Here is a 15,295-nt window from a genome sequence, read left to right as displayed (position 1 = left end):
CACTTCGGAGCCGGTATTCTTTGAGCTTGCCGTTGCCGAAGGAAAGCCTGATGAAACCCATTAAAACCTGGGCCCAGTACTATGTGGACCTGATGACCAAGCTGGGCATAGTCCGCTTCAGCATGTTGCTGGCTGCCTGCATTATTCTGCTGGCCATCTTTATACAGGTGGGAGTAACCCTGTTTTTGCGCGGCTCGGTAGAGTCGGTGGATATGGTGCGCTCTATTTTCTTTGGCCTGCTGATCACTCCCTGGGCGGTGTATTTTCTGTCGGTGGTAGTGGATCAGCTGGAGGATTCACGCCAGCGGCTGAGTCGTCTGGTGCAGAAGCTGCAGCAAATGCGCGACCGGGATCAGGAGCTGAACAGCGAGTTGCAGGAAAAAATCGAGCTGCTTAATCGTCAGATTGAAGAAACCCGCAAGGCGCAGGCGGCCCGCCAGCAGGCCATTGAAGATCTGGAAAGTGAAGTGTTTCAGCGGGAAAAAGCTCAGATGGAATCTCAGGAACGCTCGGCACTGTTGCGTTCCTTTATCGATACTTCACCTGATCTGGTGTATTACCGTAATGAGCTGGAGGAATTTTCGGGCTGTAACAAGGCCATGGAAAATCTGCTCGGCCGGCCGGAAAAAGAGCTGATAGGCCTTACTCCTTACGATGTGTATCCGGAAGACGTGGCTGATAAAGTAGTAGAAACCGATAAAGAAGTCTTTGCCCGCAACGAAACCCAAACCTACGAACAGTGGTTGCAATATCCGGATGGCCGCCGAGCCTGCTTTGAGCTGCGCAAGGTGCCCTTCTTTGATCGGGATGGCAAGCGTCTGGGACTGTTGGGCTATGGCCGCGATATTACCGAGCGCAAGCGCTATCAGAATGAGCTGGAGCAGGCGAGCCAGGACAAAACCACTTTTATATCCACCATCAGCCACGAACTGCGTACGCCGCTGAACGGCATAGTGGGCTTAAGCCGTATTTTGCTGGCCACTGAACTCAGCGACGAGCAGCGCCAGCATCTCAAAACCATTCACTTCAGCGCTGTGACCCTGGGTAATATCTTTAATGACATTATTGATCTCGACAAAATGGACCGCCGCCGGCTGACGCTGGCACCTGAACCCATGGATTTGCCCGGCTTTCTTGATGACCTGGAGAGTCTGGCACGGCTGCAGGCGGAGCAGAAGGGGCTGTATCTGCACTTTGACCGGGACGGTGACATACCCGACTGGATTGAGGCGGATGGCACCCGGTTACGTCAGGTGCTGTGGAATCTGGTGGGTAATGCGGTCAAGTTTACTGACGACGGTGGCGTCACCATTCGTTGTATGGCTGATGAACTGACCCCCGGAGAAGTTACTCTGCGCTTTGATATTGAAGATACCGGTATCGGTATTCCTGCCGCCTTGCAGCAAAAGATATTTGCGCTCTATTTTCAGATTGAAGGCAGCAAACACGCTACCGGCACCGGCATTGGTCTGGCAGTGTCACAGCAGCTGGTGGAAGCCATGCATGGTACCATTGAACTGGACAGCGAGCCGGGGGAGGGTTCCTGCTTCAGTATTACCATTACCGTGCCTACCACTCAGGCACCCAAAGACGACCCTGTGCTGGCCCAGCTGCCTTGTTTGTCGGTGTTGCTGGTGGAAGACGTCGAGCTGAATATTACCGTGGCCTGTGCTCTGCTGGAAAAACTGGGTCATAGTGTCAGTGTTGCCCGCAACGGCGGTGAAGCTTTTGCATTACTGGCTGAGCAGCAGTTTGATCTGGTGTTCCTGGATATTCAGCTGCCGGACATGACGGGTTTTGATATCGCCGGCCAGCTGCGGCAAGACGCTGAGCAGCAGGGAACCAGATTGCCGCCGCTGGTAGCGCTGACAGCGAATGTCATTAGTGACAAGCAGAAATACCTGGCCGGCGGTATGGATGATGCCATCAGCAAACCGCTCTCGTCCAAGGCCATCAAAGGCGTTTTGGCCCGTTTTTTTGGTCATAAGCCACCTTGCGGCAAGGCTGCAAGGGCGGTCTCTTCTGCCGTTGCTGAGGCTTCCCGGGACGACGCGGTACTGGATACTGTTTTTCTGCAGGACTATGTGGAGACGGTAGGTGCTGCGGCCTTGCTGTCCAGTGTGGATATGCTTGGCACCATGGCGGGTGATTATCTGTCGCGGCTGAAAAGCGTTACTGCCGAACGCCGGCAGCAGGAAATTGTGGAAGAAGCTCACAAAATAAAAGGGGCGGCGGGTTCGGTGGGGCTGAAGCGGGTGCAGCTGCTGGCCCAGCAGATACAAAGCCCGGATTTGCCCGACTGGTGGGAACGGCTGGATGACAGAGTGAATGAACTGGAACGGCTGCTTGAGCCGGATCTGGCGGAATTGCGGCACTGGCTGGAGTTGCGTGTATGAGTCGTTATGCAGACCTGATCCGCGCTGAGCGGTTACGACCTGCTTCTGTGCCGGAAACCACAGTGCAGGCAATAGAAGCAGACAGGGCGCGTATTGTGCAGTGCTCGCCGGTACGCCGGCTGCAGCAAAAGACTCAGGTGTTTCCGTTGGACGTAAAAGCCTCGGTACGTAGTCGCCTGACTCATTCTCTGGAGGTAAAGGAAACCGGGCGTCAGCTGGCACTTAGGGTGGCCGCTGAGCTTGAACCTGAAGTAGAGCGGGATGCGCTGGTCAGTCTGGTGGAGATGGCCTGCCTGCTGCACGATGTGGGTAATCCGCCTTTTGGACATTTTGGCGAGGCGGTCATGATTGACTGGCTGGGACAGCAGCTGCCGGGCTTGTTTCGCCGGGCCGTGGGTGAGCCGTCCCGGCAATGGCCTATGCTGCTCGCAGATTTACGCCAGTTTGAGGGGAATGCCCAGAGCCTTCGGCTGGTGCATACCCTGCAGGATCTGAATCTGAGCCTGAGTCAGCTGGCAGCACTGCAAAAATATGTGCGCGGTGCTTATCAGCCCAAAACCGGCGGCCGCTGGCAGCAAAAACCCGGACACTTTTTCAGTGAGCGGCCGCTGGTGCAGCAAATCCGGCAACTTTTTCCCACTACCGCCCGGGGCCGTCATCCGCTGACATTTCTGATGGAAGCAGCCGATGACATGGCCTATGGCGTGGCGGATCTGGAGGATGCCGTCGACAGGGGGGTGCTCAGCCTGGCCGAGCTGGAACGAGCCCTGCTGAATAACGGCAACGACTATTTGAAGACGCTATGGCAGGGCTCCCGCGTGCAGGAGCCGGGGTTTTTCAGCCGCTTTCGTGAGCGGCTGGGGCAAGACTTGCTGCCGTTGGTTACTGAGCAGTTTATGTTGCACCAACAGGCCATTCTTGAGGGGGAGCACGATCAGCCGCTGCTGGCGGCGGAGCAGGCTCCCGCCGACGCGCTGCAGTGGCTGAAAAGCTTTGCTCACGAACATGTGTTTCGCCGTCGTGAGGTCGAATCGCTTGAGCTGGCAGGGTTTGCCGCACTCAAGGGCGTGCTCGACGCTTTTGCGCCTTTGCTGACATTGTCTGCGGCCGAGTTTGTGGATCTTGAAAACCGCCGCGATGCCAATGGCCAGCTGCTGCGCCGGCTGTTTCACCGGTTACCGGCACGGCACCTGGCGGCCTATCGGCGCGACAGCCAAAGCGCACCTTTTTTTGAAAGTGAGGCCGAGCGGGAATGGTATTTTCGCGTGCGCCTGCTGCTGGACTTTATCAGTGGCATGACAGATACCTATGTGCTGGAAGAATATCGGCTGCTGTGTGGTCTTCAGAGCTGAATACCAGACCGTGATATAAATAATGCTGGAGGCTGACAGGTGCGTTGGTTTTACCTGCTGCTGTGTTTGTTGATCATGACGCCAGCCATGGCCGCCGGACCAGTGATGGTGATGCATCAGGTAGTGGCAGGCGAGAGCTGGAGAGCGCTTGCGGCTCGTTATCAGCTGAGTGAACGCCGGCTGCGATTTGAGTTTAACCGGGAGCGCTTTCTGGTGCCGCTGGCACCGGGAGACTGGGTTTGGGTACCAAACAAGTCAGTACCACGTAAAACTCCGCTAACCGATGTGAGCGCGGTTTCTCCGGTGCCGGCCAGAACTTCCACCTTGCCCGTTACCGATTCAGTGGCCTTGCCTGTGCTGGGCCGTCCCGACCCTGCTCTTGCCCCCAAATCGGATGAGTTGCTGCTGACTTTGGCCAGTGCTGCCAGAGCGGCTGCCAGTGATGATATTGACAGTTTTCTGCTGAGCCAGACCGAGCTGCTGGCTGAGGATACTCTGTCGTTTGGCACCAGCCAGCTGGCCGCGCTGCCCTGGCTGAACCCCAGTGACTGGTACTGGGATTATCAATTACCCTTGTTTGATCGTGATGCCAGGGCTAATACTCAGCTGGCACTTCCGGTGAACCGGCAGCTTAACAGTGAACTGGGAATAGATTACCGGGACGACCGGCTTACCTATCAGTTGGGTTTGCACTATCGCCGTGATCTCCCGGCTGACAATCAGTTACACCTTCAGCCTCTGTTTGACTATCAGGATGACACCTATCACAGACGGGGTGGCGTTCTATTATGGATGCAGCATCAGGATTTACGTCTGGGCGCAGCACAATACCGCCCGCTTTCTCCCTGGTATTCCGGTGAGCGGCCCGCTGCGGGGAGAGTCTGGTTTGGTGAGGGTAATATCAGTGCGCTGCCCGGGCTCAGCATTAGTGGCCGTTACTACCAGTGGCAGGGCCGTCAGCTGCAGTTGTTCGGCAGTGGTGATAAATACAAGGCAGCCGCTTCCCGGCAGTGGTCGCTGAGTTATGCACCCTGGCGTATTTTGCGGTTACAAACCTCGGTGCTGAATAACAGCGAAGACGAGTTTGAATCCCGCATTCGACTGATGTTTGAGCTTCCCCTCAGACTTTCTCCCGGACTTTGGTGGCGGCCTGCCGAAAATAATAACCTGGAGGAATACCGGCCTCTGCAATATCACAGAGTCCTGGTACTGGAGCATCGTTAAGGGCTTATTTAGGCTGGGGGGTAAATTCGGTATTGGCAAAACTGCCGCGTGTTTCACTTTGCAGCAGGCTGATCAGCAACAGAGCACGATGATCGCCGTCTGCTTCCTGATAGATGGCTTCCATACCGGCAAAGGGACCGCTGTGAATGGTGACTCTGTCGCCGCATTGGGGCAGATCGCTGAGTTTGTTCTGCAGACGCGGGTCTCCGGTGCGGCACATCAGCTCAAAAATAAGTTCGTCGGGCACCACGCAGGGAGTGTCGCCAAAGCGCACCAGATTACGGACACCGCGAGTGGAACGCAGAGAAGTAGCGCTGATTTTTTTCAGGTTGGCCCGCAAAAACACATAACCGGAAAACAGGGCTTCATTGCGGACTATGCGTTTACCACGAATGATACGTTTAGCTTCCACAAACGGACAGAAACACTCCACATTCTGGTTCTCAAGATGAAGCAGCGCCCGCTCTTCTTCCCGGGGCCGGCAATGGGCAAGATACCAGTTGAGCATAAATCCGTCCTGCGCAGGTGAGTAAATATCGCATTATGGCAGCAACCATAAAAAAGGGCCACGGCATGCCGTGGCCCTGAAGATAAAGTGAGCAGTAACTTACCAGCCTTTTACCACACCGCCTTTGAACAGCTCCAGTGCGGCCTGATAGACCTCTTCGCTCTGATACGCCTTGACGAAGGTCTGAATACGCTCGTCATTCTGGTTATCTTTGCGGGATACAATCAGGTTAACGTAGGGTGACTCCTTGTCTTCCACAAACAGGCTGTCGCGGCCGGGCAGCAGGTCGATTTGTGACGCATAGGTGGTGTTGATCACTGCAAAGGCCACGTCATCCAGCGAGCGGGGCAGCTGCGGTGCTTCCAGCTCGATAATGTCGAGGTTTTTGGGATTGCCGGTAATGTTCAGGGGAGTGGCTTCCAGGCCTACGGCATCATCCACTTCAATCAGACCCTGCTGCTCCAGCAGCAGCAGGCTGCGGCCCAGGTTGGTGGGGTCGTTGGGCACGGCCACCTTGGCACCGTCGGACAGTTCATCCAGCGACTTGACTACCCTGGAGTAGGCGGCAATGGGATATACAAAGGTGTTGCCCACCGGTACCAGCTCATAACCACGGTCGGCAATCTGCTTGTCGAGGTAAGGCTTGTGCTGAAAGGCGTTGATGTCGAGGCTGCCGTCGCTCAGGGCTACGTTGGGAGTCACGTAGTCGCTGAAGGAGACCAGCTCTACTTCCAGGTTGTATTGCTCTTTGGCGACCCTAGCTGCCACTTCGGCTACCTGCTCCTCGGCACCGGCAATCACACCCAGGCGCAGCGGCTTGGCAGCTTCGGCTTCGGCGGTAGTTTGTTCGTTCTGTTCACCACAACCGGCCAGCGCCAGGGCCGAAGCCAGCAGACCCAGGGTAGCGAATGATTTCAGTCCTGCTTTCATATTGCACTCCTTGATAAAGAAAACTCAGCGACGATCCATTCGAGCTACCAGCCGTTCGCCGGCGCTCTGAATGATTTGTACCAGTACCACCAGAATGACCACGGTAATCAGCATAATTTGCGGATCAAAGCGCTGGTAGCCGTAACGAATACCCACATCTCCCAGGCCACCGCCACCCACGGCACCGGCCATGGCCGAGTAGTTCACCAGGGTGACCAGGGTGATGATAATGCCATTGAGCATGCCCGGCAGGGCCTCGGGCAGCAATACCTTATACACAATTTGCAGCCGGCGCGCGCCCATGGCCTGCGCCGCTTCCACCAGCCCTGACGGCACTTCCATCAGGGCCCCTTCCATCAGCCGGGCCACAAAGGGAATGGCAGCCACGGTCAGCGGCACCACGGCAGCCCAGGTGCCGATGCTGGTGCCCACCACCAGCCGGGTAAAGGGAATAATGGCCACCAGCAGAATGATAAAGGGCACGGAGCGACCTATGTTGACCACGGTTCCCAGTATTTTGTTAAAAGCCTTGTTTTCCCAGATCTGACCGGGCTTGCTCACATGCAGGGCAATGCCCAGTGGCAGGCCCAGGGCGCAGGCAATAGCGCCCGAGCCAAAGGTCATGATCAGGGTTTCCCAGAGTGCCGAGAGCAGCAGATTAATCATGGCGTCGGACATAACCGAGTAACTCCAGTTGAATTTTGTGTTCGTTCAAATAGGTCATGGCGGCCTGAGTCTGTTCTGGTGCACCGTCCAGCTCTGCCAGCATAAAGCCGAATTTTACGCCGCCGGCATATTCGATATCGGCACTGAGAATGGTTACATCCACGCTCAGTTCCCGGCTTAAAATGGAGATCAGCGGTGTGTCCACGGTTTCCCCGGTAAAGCCCAGCCGCACCAGGGGCAGGGCACCGGGCTCCTGCACAGCCGACAGCCGCTGCTGATATTCCTCGGGAATATCCAGATTAATGGTGGAAGCAATAAAGCGCCGGGCAAGATCAGTCTGAGCATTGGCAAAAAACCAGGCCACGTCACCCTGCTCAATCAGCTCGCCGTCATTGATAATGGCGACCTTGTCACAAATGGACTTGACCACCTGCATCTCATGCGTGATCAGCAAAATGGTCAGGCCCAGCCGCTGGTTCAGCTCTTTCAGCAGCGCCAGAATGGACTGGGTGGTCTGCGGATCCAGCGCCGAGGTGGCTTCGTCGCACAACAGTACCTTGGGGGCCGGTGCCAGTGCCCGGGCAATGGCCACCCGTTGCTTCTGACCGCCCGACAGCGCATTGGGGTAGGCATGGGCACGGTGAGAAAGACCCACCAGCTCCAGCAGTTCGTTCACCCGCTGTTTGATCTCGGCCTTTGAGGTGCCTGCCAGCTCCAGAGGCAGAGCGATATTGTCAAACACGGTACGGGATGACAGCAGGTTGAAGTGCTGAAAAATCATGCCGATATTGCGGCGGGCGCGGGACAGCTCGGTGCCGCTCATGGCGGTCAGATCGTTACCGTCTACGTAGACACTGCCCTCGGTAGGGCGCTCGAGCAGATTAACGCAACGGATCAGGGTGCTTTTTCCGGCACCGGATTCGCCGATAACGCCCATAATCTGGCCGGCAGCAACCTCCAGATCCACGTTTTTTACGGCGTGAACGGCGGAGTCGCCTGTTCCGTAGCGCTTGGTGATATTGGTTAGTTTGATCATCGGAGGATGAGCCTTCCGGTATGGTTATCCACTGCGTAAACAGCGTAAGAACAGGGACAAGTCATGTCATCATGACTGATGGCAGAGAATGCTAAGCCGTCTGGACGTCTGCGTCAACGAGTATTTACCGGTAAGGCTGCCACAATGAAACATGAGCCTTTGCCTTGGCCCGATGCCAATGCCTTGATATAAGATGTAAAAGATAAAGATAAGCCGTAAGCTGGCGGCAAGAGGCTCAGCATCAGCGTGGTCTGAGCGAAGCACTAGCAGGGTTACCTTCTTCGACACGCTGCGAGCACATCCATGTGGCGCTCGGCAAATGCCATCCATGGCATTTGACGGTCGAATCCGGTAATCCCTGCTATTGCTTCTGACAGTGCGTTGTCTGCTGTGATAAGCCAGCAGACACTTATTCTTTTTCAGGGAACGAATACAAGGAATCCGATGGGCCAGTATTTTCTGCGTCGATTATTGCTGCTTATCCCCACCTTTTTAGGCATTACCCTGGTGGTGTTTGCCATTACCCGCTTTGTGCCCGGCGGCCCGGTAGAGCGCATGCTGATGGAAAGCCAGATGGCAAGCAGTGAGTTCAGCCAGAGCAGCCGGGGCGGACAGGTGCTGTCTGCCGATCAAATTGAAGAGCTGAAAGCTTTCTATGGTCTCGACAAGCCGGTGGGAGAAGCCTATCTGGACTGGCTGGGCAAGCTGGTGCGCCTCGATCTGGGAGAATCTACCCGCTACTACCTGCCGGTGTGGGAGCTGATAAAAGAGCGGCTGCCAGTCTCGGCCTTTTTTGGCATCAGCACTTTTATTCTCAGTTACCTGGTGTCCATTCCCTTGGGCATTCTCAAGGCGCTTAAACACAACAGCCGTTTCGACAGCATCAGCTCCATGTTTATCTATGCCGGTTACGCCCTGCCGGCCTATGTGGTGGGCATTTTTCTGCTGACGGTGTTTGCCTTTCAGCTGGGCTGGTTTCCCATGGGGGGCTTTGTGGGGGACGACTTCTACTATCTTGAGGGCTTCTGGCCCAAAACCCTGAACCTGTTTCATCATGCCCTGCTGCCGCTGATTGCCTATGCCATCGGCGACTTTGCCGTGCTCACCATGACCATGAAAAACAGCCTGATGGAAAACCTGTCAGCAGATTATGTGCGCACCGCCGTGGCCAAGGGGTTACCGTTTCGCAAGGCGGTCACTCGCCATGCCCTGCGCAACAGCCTGATCCCCATTGCCAGCCATTTCGGCAACGTGATTTCGGTGTTTTTTGCCGGCTCCTTTCTGATTGAGGTGATCTTTAATATCGACGGCCTTGGCCTGCTCGGCTACGAGGCGGTGGTGGAGCGGGACTACCCTGTGGTGATGGGCATACTGGCGGTGACGTCACTGCTGATGCTGCTGGGCAATATATTGTCGGACATCTGCGTGGCGCTGGTGGATCCGCGAGTGAGGTTCGATGGCTAGGCTGCTTTCCGATGTGACCAAAAAGAAACTGCGCCGCTTTCGCAGCATTAAACGCGGTTACTACGCCTTTATCATTTTTATGGTGATGGTGCTGCTGGCCGCCGCCGCCGAGCTGTGGGTCAGCAATCGGGCGCTGCTGGTGAAGTATGAGGGGCAGCTGTACTTTCCCACCTATGGGGCCGTGATCACCGGCAACACCTTTGGCCTTGGCTATCAGTATGAAACCGACTACCGGGAGCTGAAGCAAGTGCTGAGTGAGCAGCCCGGCAACTGGGTGCTGCTGCCGCTGGTGCCCTGGAGTCCTTACGAGCAGGATTACAGCGGTAACAGCTATCCGCCCACGGCACCCAGCCTGGACAGCCGGCACTTTCTCGGCACCGACAGCTCGGGCCGGGACATAGTGGCGCGGCTGGTTTACGGCTTTCGTACTGCCGTGGGCTTTGCCTTTATCGCGCTCACTGCCAGCTATGTGATTGGCGTGATGCTCGGCTGCCTGATGGGCTTTCTGGGCGGGCGTTTTGATTTATTGTTTCAGCGTTTTATCGAGATCTGGTCGCAGGTGCCGTTTCTGTATGTGATCATGATTTTGGTGTCGATTACTCAGCCCAACTTTGCCCTGTTTGTGGCCATCAACGTGCTGTTTGGCTGGATGGGCATCACCTGGTATATGCGTACCCTGACCTACAAGGAAAAGGCCCGGGATTATGTGCTGGCGGCCCGGGCCCAGGGGGCGGGCACTGTGCGTATTATCGTGCACCATATTCTGCCCAATACCCTGATGATGATCGTCACCCTGGCCCCCTTTACCGTGGTAGCCAATATTTCCCTGCTTACGGCGCTGGATTACCTCGGTTTTGGCCTGCCGCCGCCCACTCCCAGCTGGGGGGAGCTGCTGCGTCAGGGCGTGAACCACCTGGACTCCCCCTGGATAGTAGCGTCGGTGGTCAGCGCGGTGTCGCTGGTGCTGATCAATGTTTCCTTTATTGGTGAGGCCATTCGTGAGGCCTTTGATCCCAAACATTTTTCCCGATACGAATAGGTGAGGACTGCATGAACAAACTGCTGGCAATACTCGCATCTTTCAGCCTGGCCCTTAGTCTGCAGGCCGCTGAGCTGCCCGATAATCTGGAATGGGAAACCAATACTGCGGATCCCATTTTTGCTTCCCCCGAAGCCAAGCGGGGCGGACGCTTTAATATGACGCTGATGAGCTTTCCGCTCACCTTTCGCACCGTAGGGCCCGACTCCAATACTTCGTTCCGGTCTTTTGTACTGGAAAATCAGCTTGGTCTCTATGCCCTGCATCCACAAACCGATAATCCCATACCAGCGCTGGCCACTCACTGGGCCTTTGGTGATGACAACCGCACCATGTATTTCAGGCTGAATCCGGACGCTCGCTGGTCCGATGGCGAGCCGGTTACTGCTGATGATTTTCTGTTTGCGCTGGAATTTATGCGCTCCAAGGTGATTCGGGCCCCCTGGTATAACAACTACTTCACCGAAGAAATTACCGATGTGACCAAATATGATGACCACACCATTTCGGTGACCGCCGGCAGCCCCAAGAGCCGGCGCGAGCTGCTCAATACGCTGGGGCTGGTGCCCCAGCCCGCGCATTTTTATGAAATGAGTGAAGACTGGGTGCGTCGTTATAACTGGGAAGTGGTGCCGGTGACCGGTGCCTACGTGATCAGTGACGTCAAGCGCGGCCGCTCCATTACCTTTAAACGGCTGGACGACTGGTGGGGCAATGAACTCACCTATTACAAACATCGCTTTAACGTGGATGAAATCCGGCTCACCGTAGTGCGGGATCTGAATATTGCCTATCGCCATTTTCTGCGCGGCGATGTGGATACTTTTGGTCTGATCCTGCCGGAATGGTGGCACGACAAAACCAACACTCCAGAATACCGCGATGGTCTTATTAATCGCATCTGGTTCTATAACGATATGCAACAGGGTGCGCAGGGGTTTCATCTGAACACGGCTCATCCCAGGCTGGCTGATGTCCGGGTGCGGCAGGGCATTGCTCATGCCATTAATATGCAGCGCATGCTGGAGACCATACTGCGCGGTGATTACGAGCGTATGAATAGTTTTGGCACCGGTTATGGTGACTTTACCAACTACGATATTCGCGCCCGGGAGTACGACATTAACAAGGCCAGAGCCCTGTTTGCCGAGGCCGGCTACGATCGTCAGGGGCCGGGCGGTATTCTGCTTAATGCCACAGGCGATCGGCTCAGTCTGGCGGTGACTTACACCACTCAGGAACATACTGCCCGTCTGGCCATTCTGCGGGAAGAGGCGCGCAAGGCCGGGCTGGACTTGCAACTGAACCTGGTAGACGGTGCCACCGGCTTCAAGTCGATGCTGGAGAAAAAGCATGAGGCGGCCTGGCTGGGCTGGGGCGGCGGCGGTCTTTACCCCCAGTACTGGGAGTTCTTTCACTCTCTTAATGCCAACAAGCCCCAGACCAACAACCTGTTCAATGTCAGCGATGCGGAGCTCGACCGGTTAATCGAGGAATATCGTCGTACCATGGACCTGGATGCCAAGGCGGCCGTTTCCCGGAAAATTCAGCGCCGGGTGCACGAGCTGGCCATCTTTATTCCCGGCTATCAGGTGCCTTATACCCGGGAAGCCTACTGGCGTTATGTGAAACTGCCCGAGAGCAAGGGTACGCGGCATTCGCCGTCCTTATTCTGGCCGATGGAAGGCTATCCTTACAGCACCGGCGGTCTGTTCTGGATTGATGAACAGCTGCAGGCAGAGATCAAGGCCGGGGGCAAAAAATACGAGCCGGTACTGGACGTGGTGGAAACCTGGCGGAGGCCTGAAAGCCAATGACGGCATTGCTGGAAGTGGACAACCTAGCGGTCAGTTTTACCACCGAAGCGGGCCGCTTTCGCGTGGTGGATGACGTCAGTTTTTCGCTGGCACCGGGTCAGACCCTGGGGCTGGTGGGTGAGTCGGGCTGTGGCAAGAGTGTGACTGCCCTCAGCCTGCTGGGCCTGCTGCCGCAACCGGCAGGGAAAGTGGAAGGTGGCCGGACTTTGTTTCAGGGAGCAGATCTGCTGACTCTGAGCCCAAAAGCGCGTTATCGGCTGAGGGGCAACAAGATTGCCATGATATTTCAGGATCCGATGACGGCGCTGAACCCGGTGCATACAATCGGTCGCCAGCTGACCGAAGTTTATGATCTGCATCGGCCTGAGCTGAACAAGACACAACGGCGGGAAGCCGCGTTAAACATGCTCAATAAGGTTGGCATTTCCGAAGCTGAGGCCCGCTTGAATGCGTACCCTCATCAGCTGTCGGGAGGTATGCGTCAGCGGGTAATGATAGCCATGGCGCTGGCCTGTGAACCGGACTTGTTGATCTGCGATGAGCCCACAACGGCGCTGGATGTGACCATGCAGGCGCAGATTCTGCATCTTATTGACGAGCTGCAACAGCAAAACAATATGGCGGTGATCTTTATCACTCATGATCTGGGTGTGGTAGCCCAGATCTGCGATCAGGTGTTGGTGATGTATGCCGGTCGCAGCGCTGAGCAAGCCAGTGTGCTTGATCTGTTCGAACGTCCGCGACATCCCTATACCCAGGGGCTGCTGGCATCCATTCCCCGGCTGGACCGTCAAAGTAAAACCGAGCTGCCGGTGATTCCCGGGCAGGTACCCTCTTTGGAGCAGCTACCGGCTGGCTGTCGCTTTGCCAATCGCTGCGCGTACAGCAGCGAAGTGTGCACTACTCAACCGGCCCGGGAGCAGGCAGGAGACGGGCATCAGGTCTGGTGTCACCATTGGCGGGAGCTGGCATTATGACGGCACTGCTGCAGTTAGAGCAGCTGACTCAGCATTTTACCCTTGGCGGTGGTTTGTTGCGTTCGGGGAAAAAACTCTATGCGGTGGATGGCATCAGCTTTGAACTGAAAGCCGGAGAAACGCTGGGGCTGGTGGGAGAGTCTGGTTGTGGCAAATCTACTCTGGCCCGGGCTTTGCTCAAGCTGCATGAGCCCACCTCAGGGCGCATCATCTATGATGGCACCGACATCACCGGCTACACCCGCCGGCAAATGCAGCCCCTGCGGCGTGAAATGCAGATGGTATTTCAGGATCCGCAAGAATCCTTAAATGGTCGCCATACCATAGGCACTCTGCTGCAGGAACCGTTTGTTATTCACAAAACAGGTAGCTGGCGCGAGCGTCAGATCTGGGCGGCAGAGTTGCTGGAACGGGTTGGGCTGCCGGCCTCTGCACTGGATCGCTTTCCTCATGAGTTTTCCGGCGGACAGCGTCAGCGCATTGGTATCGCCCGGGCAATGGCGCTCAACCCGCGCTTGTTGGTGTGTGATGAGGCGGTATCGGCGCTGGATGTGTCGGTACAGTCGCAGATCCTTAACCTGCTGTTATCGTTGCAGCAGGAACGAGGCCTGGCCATGTTGTTCATCGCTCATGATCTGTCGGTGGTGAAGCATGTGTCGGATCATATCGCCGTTATGTATCTGGGGCGGATTGTGGAGCAGGCACCGGCGGAAGCGCTCTACCGGCAGCCAATGCACCCTTATACACGAGTGTTAATCTCGGCCATTCCCCGGCCGGATCCCAGAGTTCGGCGAGAACCCGTCATGCTCAGCGGCGAACTGCCATCTCCTGCCAGCCCGCCCAGTGGCTGTCATTTTCGAACCCGTTGCCCTTACGCCGGTGATCGTTGTGCTCAGGAAGTGCCAATGCTGCAAGGCAGTGAGCATAAAGTCGCCTGCCATTATGCCGCTGAAATTGACTCAGGTGCCCGCCAGCCCTGTGCTACCATGCGTTCGGTAACAATTGACTAAAGGCAGGTATTACAGTGGCAAAGCCAGCGATTTTTCTCGACCGGGACGGTGTCATCAACCAAGACAGCGGTTATGTCTCCCATTCTGACGATTTCATTTTTATTGACGGGGTGATCGACGCCCTTCGCTTGCTTAAGGAAAAGGGCTACCTGCTGGTAGTGGTTACCAATCAGTCCGGTATTGCCCGGGGACTGTTCAGCGAAGACGATTTTATGCGTCTGACCGAGTGGATGGACTGGTCCCTGGCCGACAGAGGCGTCGATCTCGATGGCATCTATTTCTGTCCTCATCATCCTTCTGCCGGTAACGGTCCGAACACCAAGGCCTGTGACTGCCGCAAGCCGGCACCGGGCATGTTATTGGATGCAGCCAAAGAACTCGGCATCGACATGGCCGCTTCCTATATGGTGGGCGACAAGGTATCGGATATAAATGCGGCCATTGCCGCCGGCGTGGGCCGCCCCATGCTGGTACGCACCGGCAAGGAAATTACCGAGGAAGGGGAAAAACTGGCGAAAAGCGTCTATTCTTCTCTAGTGGAATTTGCACAGGAATTGCCCGAAGTGAAGTAAATATCACCTTTAAGGTCAACTTTTATTCACTTGAATCAGCGGAAGGCATTTTTCCGCAAAAAGCCCTTGCGCAAAAATCGCGGCTCCCTATAATGCGCATCCACTGACACGGGGCAACACGCCTACGGTCACAAACGTTGAAAGACAACAAAATAAAGTTTGATTCAACGCTTGACGAACACCAAGAGTTGCGTAGAATACGCAGCCCTGACCAGCGAAAGCGGTCAACGCTCTTTAACAATTTATCAAGCAAACTGTGTGGGCACTCGCAGTCGATTGAGAAACAAAAAATATTGTTTTTCAA

General features: G+C 55.9%; 13 protein-coding genes. 9 read left to right on the top strand and 4 right to left on the bottom strand.

From position 1 onward, the window contains the following. Nucleotides 1-50: 50 nt before the first annotated feature. From arcB to R0I78_RS04950, 3 genes are read left to right on the top strand one after another with little or no spacing between them, the layout of a single operon-like run. A complete protein-coding gene (gene arcB, locus R0I78_RS04960; protein WP_317074538.1) occupies nucleotides 51-2,396 on the top strand; it encodes an aerobic respiration two-component sensor histidine kinase ArcB in 2,346 nt (781 codons plus the stop codon). Continuing rightward, the gene (dgt, locus tag R0I78_RS04955) at nucleotides 2,393-3,748 is read left to right on the top strand and encodes a dGTPase (RefSeq protein ID WP_317074537.1); all 1,356 of its coding nucleotides are present in this window, start codon (nucleotides 2,393-2,395) and stop codon (nucleotides 3,746-3,748) included. Before arcB ends, dgt begins: the two co-directional genes overlap by 4 nt. Before the next feature lie 39 nt (nucleotides 3,749-3,787). Then, nucleotides 3,788-4,972 (top strand): inverse autotransporter beta domain-containing protein, encoded by a 1,185-nt coding sequence (locus R0I78_RS04950; protein WP_317074536.1) that lies wholly within the window; start codon nucleotides 3,788-3,790, stop codon nucleotides 4,970-4,972. A gap of 4 nt (nucleotides 4,973-4,976) precedes the next feature. On the opposite strand, the gene rfaH is transcribed toward R0I78_RS04950, so the two are convergent. The 4 genes from rfaH to metN form a co-directional block, all read right to left on the bottom strand. After that, nucleotides 4,977-5,480, bottom strand: a complete 504-nt coding sequence (gene rfaH, locus R0I78_RS04945) for a transcription/translation regulatory transformer protein RfaH (protein ID WP_019934426.1) — start codon at nucleotides 5,478-5,480, stop codon at nucleotides 4,977-4,979. Nucleotides 5,481-5,579: 99 nt separating this feature from the next. Then, the gene (metQ, locus tag R0I78_RS04940; protein WP_317074535.1) at nucleotides 5,580-6,410 is read right to left on the bottom strand and encodes a methionine ABC transporter substrate-binding lipoprotein MetQ; all 831 of its coding nucleotides are present in this window, start codon (nucleotides 6,408-6,410) and stop codon (nucleotides 5,580-5,582) included. A 24-nt stretch (nucleotides 6,411-6,434) separates the two neighbouring features. Further along, on the bottom strand, nucleotides 6,435-7,088 hold the full coding sequence (locus R0I78_RS04935; protein WP_019934424.1) for a methionine ABC transporter permease: 654 nt from the start codon (nucleotides 7,086-7,088) through the stop codon (nucleotides 6,435-6,437). Further along, complete coding sequence (gene metN / locus R0I78_RS04930) at nucleotides 7,069-8,112, bottom strand: methionine ABC transporter ATP-binding protein MetN (RefSeq protein WP_317074534.1); 1,044 nt, start codon at nucleotides 8,110-8,112, stop codon at nucleotides 7,069-7,071. Before metN ends, R0I78_RS04935 begins: the two co-directional genes overlap by 20 nt. 444 nt (nucleotides 8,113-8,556) lie before the next feature. Between metN and R0I78_RS04925 the strand changes: the two genes are divergently transcribed. From R0I78_RS04925 to gmhB, 6 genes are read left to right on the top strand one after another with little or no spacing between them, the layout of a single operon-like run. After that, nucleotides 8,557-9,576 (top strand): ABC transporter permease subunit, encoded by a 1,020-nt coding sequence (locus tag R0I78_RS04925; RefSeq protein WP_317074533.1) that lies wholly within the window; start codon nucleotides 8,557-8,559, stop codon nucleotides 9,574-9,576. Further along, complete coding sequence (locus R0I78_RS04920; RefSeq protein WP_317074532.1) at nucleotides 9,569-10,615, top strand: ABC transporter permease; 1,047 nt, start codon at nucleotides 9,569-9,571, stop codon at nucleotides 10,613-10,615. The genes R0I78_RS04925 and R0I78_RS04920 overlap by 8 nt, the downstream gene beginning before the upstream one ends. 11 nt (nucleotides 10,616-10,626) lie before the next feature. After that, nucleotides 10,627-12,432, top strand: coding sequence for an extracellular solute-binding protein (locus R0I78_RS04915; protein WP_317074531.1), 1,806 nt, complete (start codon nucleotides 10,627-10,629; stop codon nucleotides 12,430-12,432). Further along, nucleotides 12,429-13,409: an ABC transporter ATP-binding protein gene (locus R0I78_RS04910; RefSeq protein WP_019934419.1), complete on the top strand. Its 981-nt coding sequence runs from the start codon at nucleotides 12,429-12,431 to the stop codon at nucleotides 13,407-13,409. The genes R0I78_RS04915 and R0I78_RS04910 overlap by 4 nt, the downstream gene beginning before the upstream one ends. Then, nucleotides 13,406-14,419, top strand: a complete 1,014-nt coding sequence (locus tag R0I78_RS04905) for an oligopeptide/dipeptide ABC transporter ATP-binding protein (RefSeq protein ID WP_317074530.1) — start codon at nucleotides 13,406-13,408, stop codon at nucleotides 14,417-14,419. Before R0I78_RS04910 ends, R0I78_RS04905 begins: the two co-directional genes overlap by 4 nt. Nucleotides 14,420-14,433: 14 nt before the next feature. Beyond that, the gene (gene gmhB / locus R0I78_RS04900) at nucleotides 14,434-14,991 is read left to right on the top strand and encodes a D-glycero-beta-D-manno-heptose 1,7-bisphosphate 7-phosphatase (protein WP_317074529.1); all 558 of its coding nucleotides are present in this window, start codon (nucleotides 14,434-14,436) and stop codon (nucleotides 14,989-14,991) included. The last annotated feature ends 304 nt before the right edge of the window (nucleotides 14,992-15,295 follow it).

The sequence above is a fragment of the Oceanimonas sp. CAM02 genome (assembly GCF_032842915.1).
GTDB classification, from domain to species: Bacteria; Pseudomonadota; Gammaproteobacteria; order Enterobacterales; family Aeromonadaceae; genus Oceanimonas; species Oceanimonas smirnovii.
The sequence above is the reverse complement of the archived record's forward strand: the minus strand, read 5'-3'. Positions and strand labels throughout refer to the sequence as shown.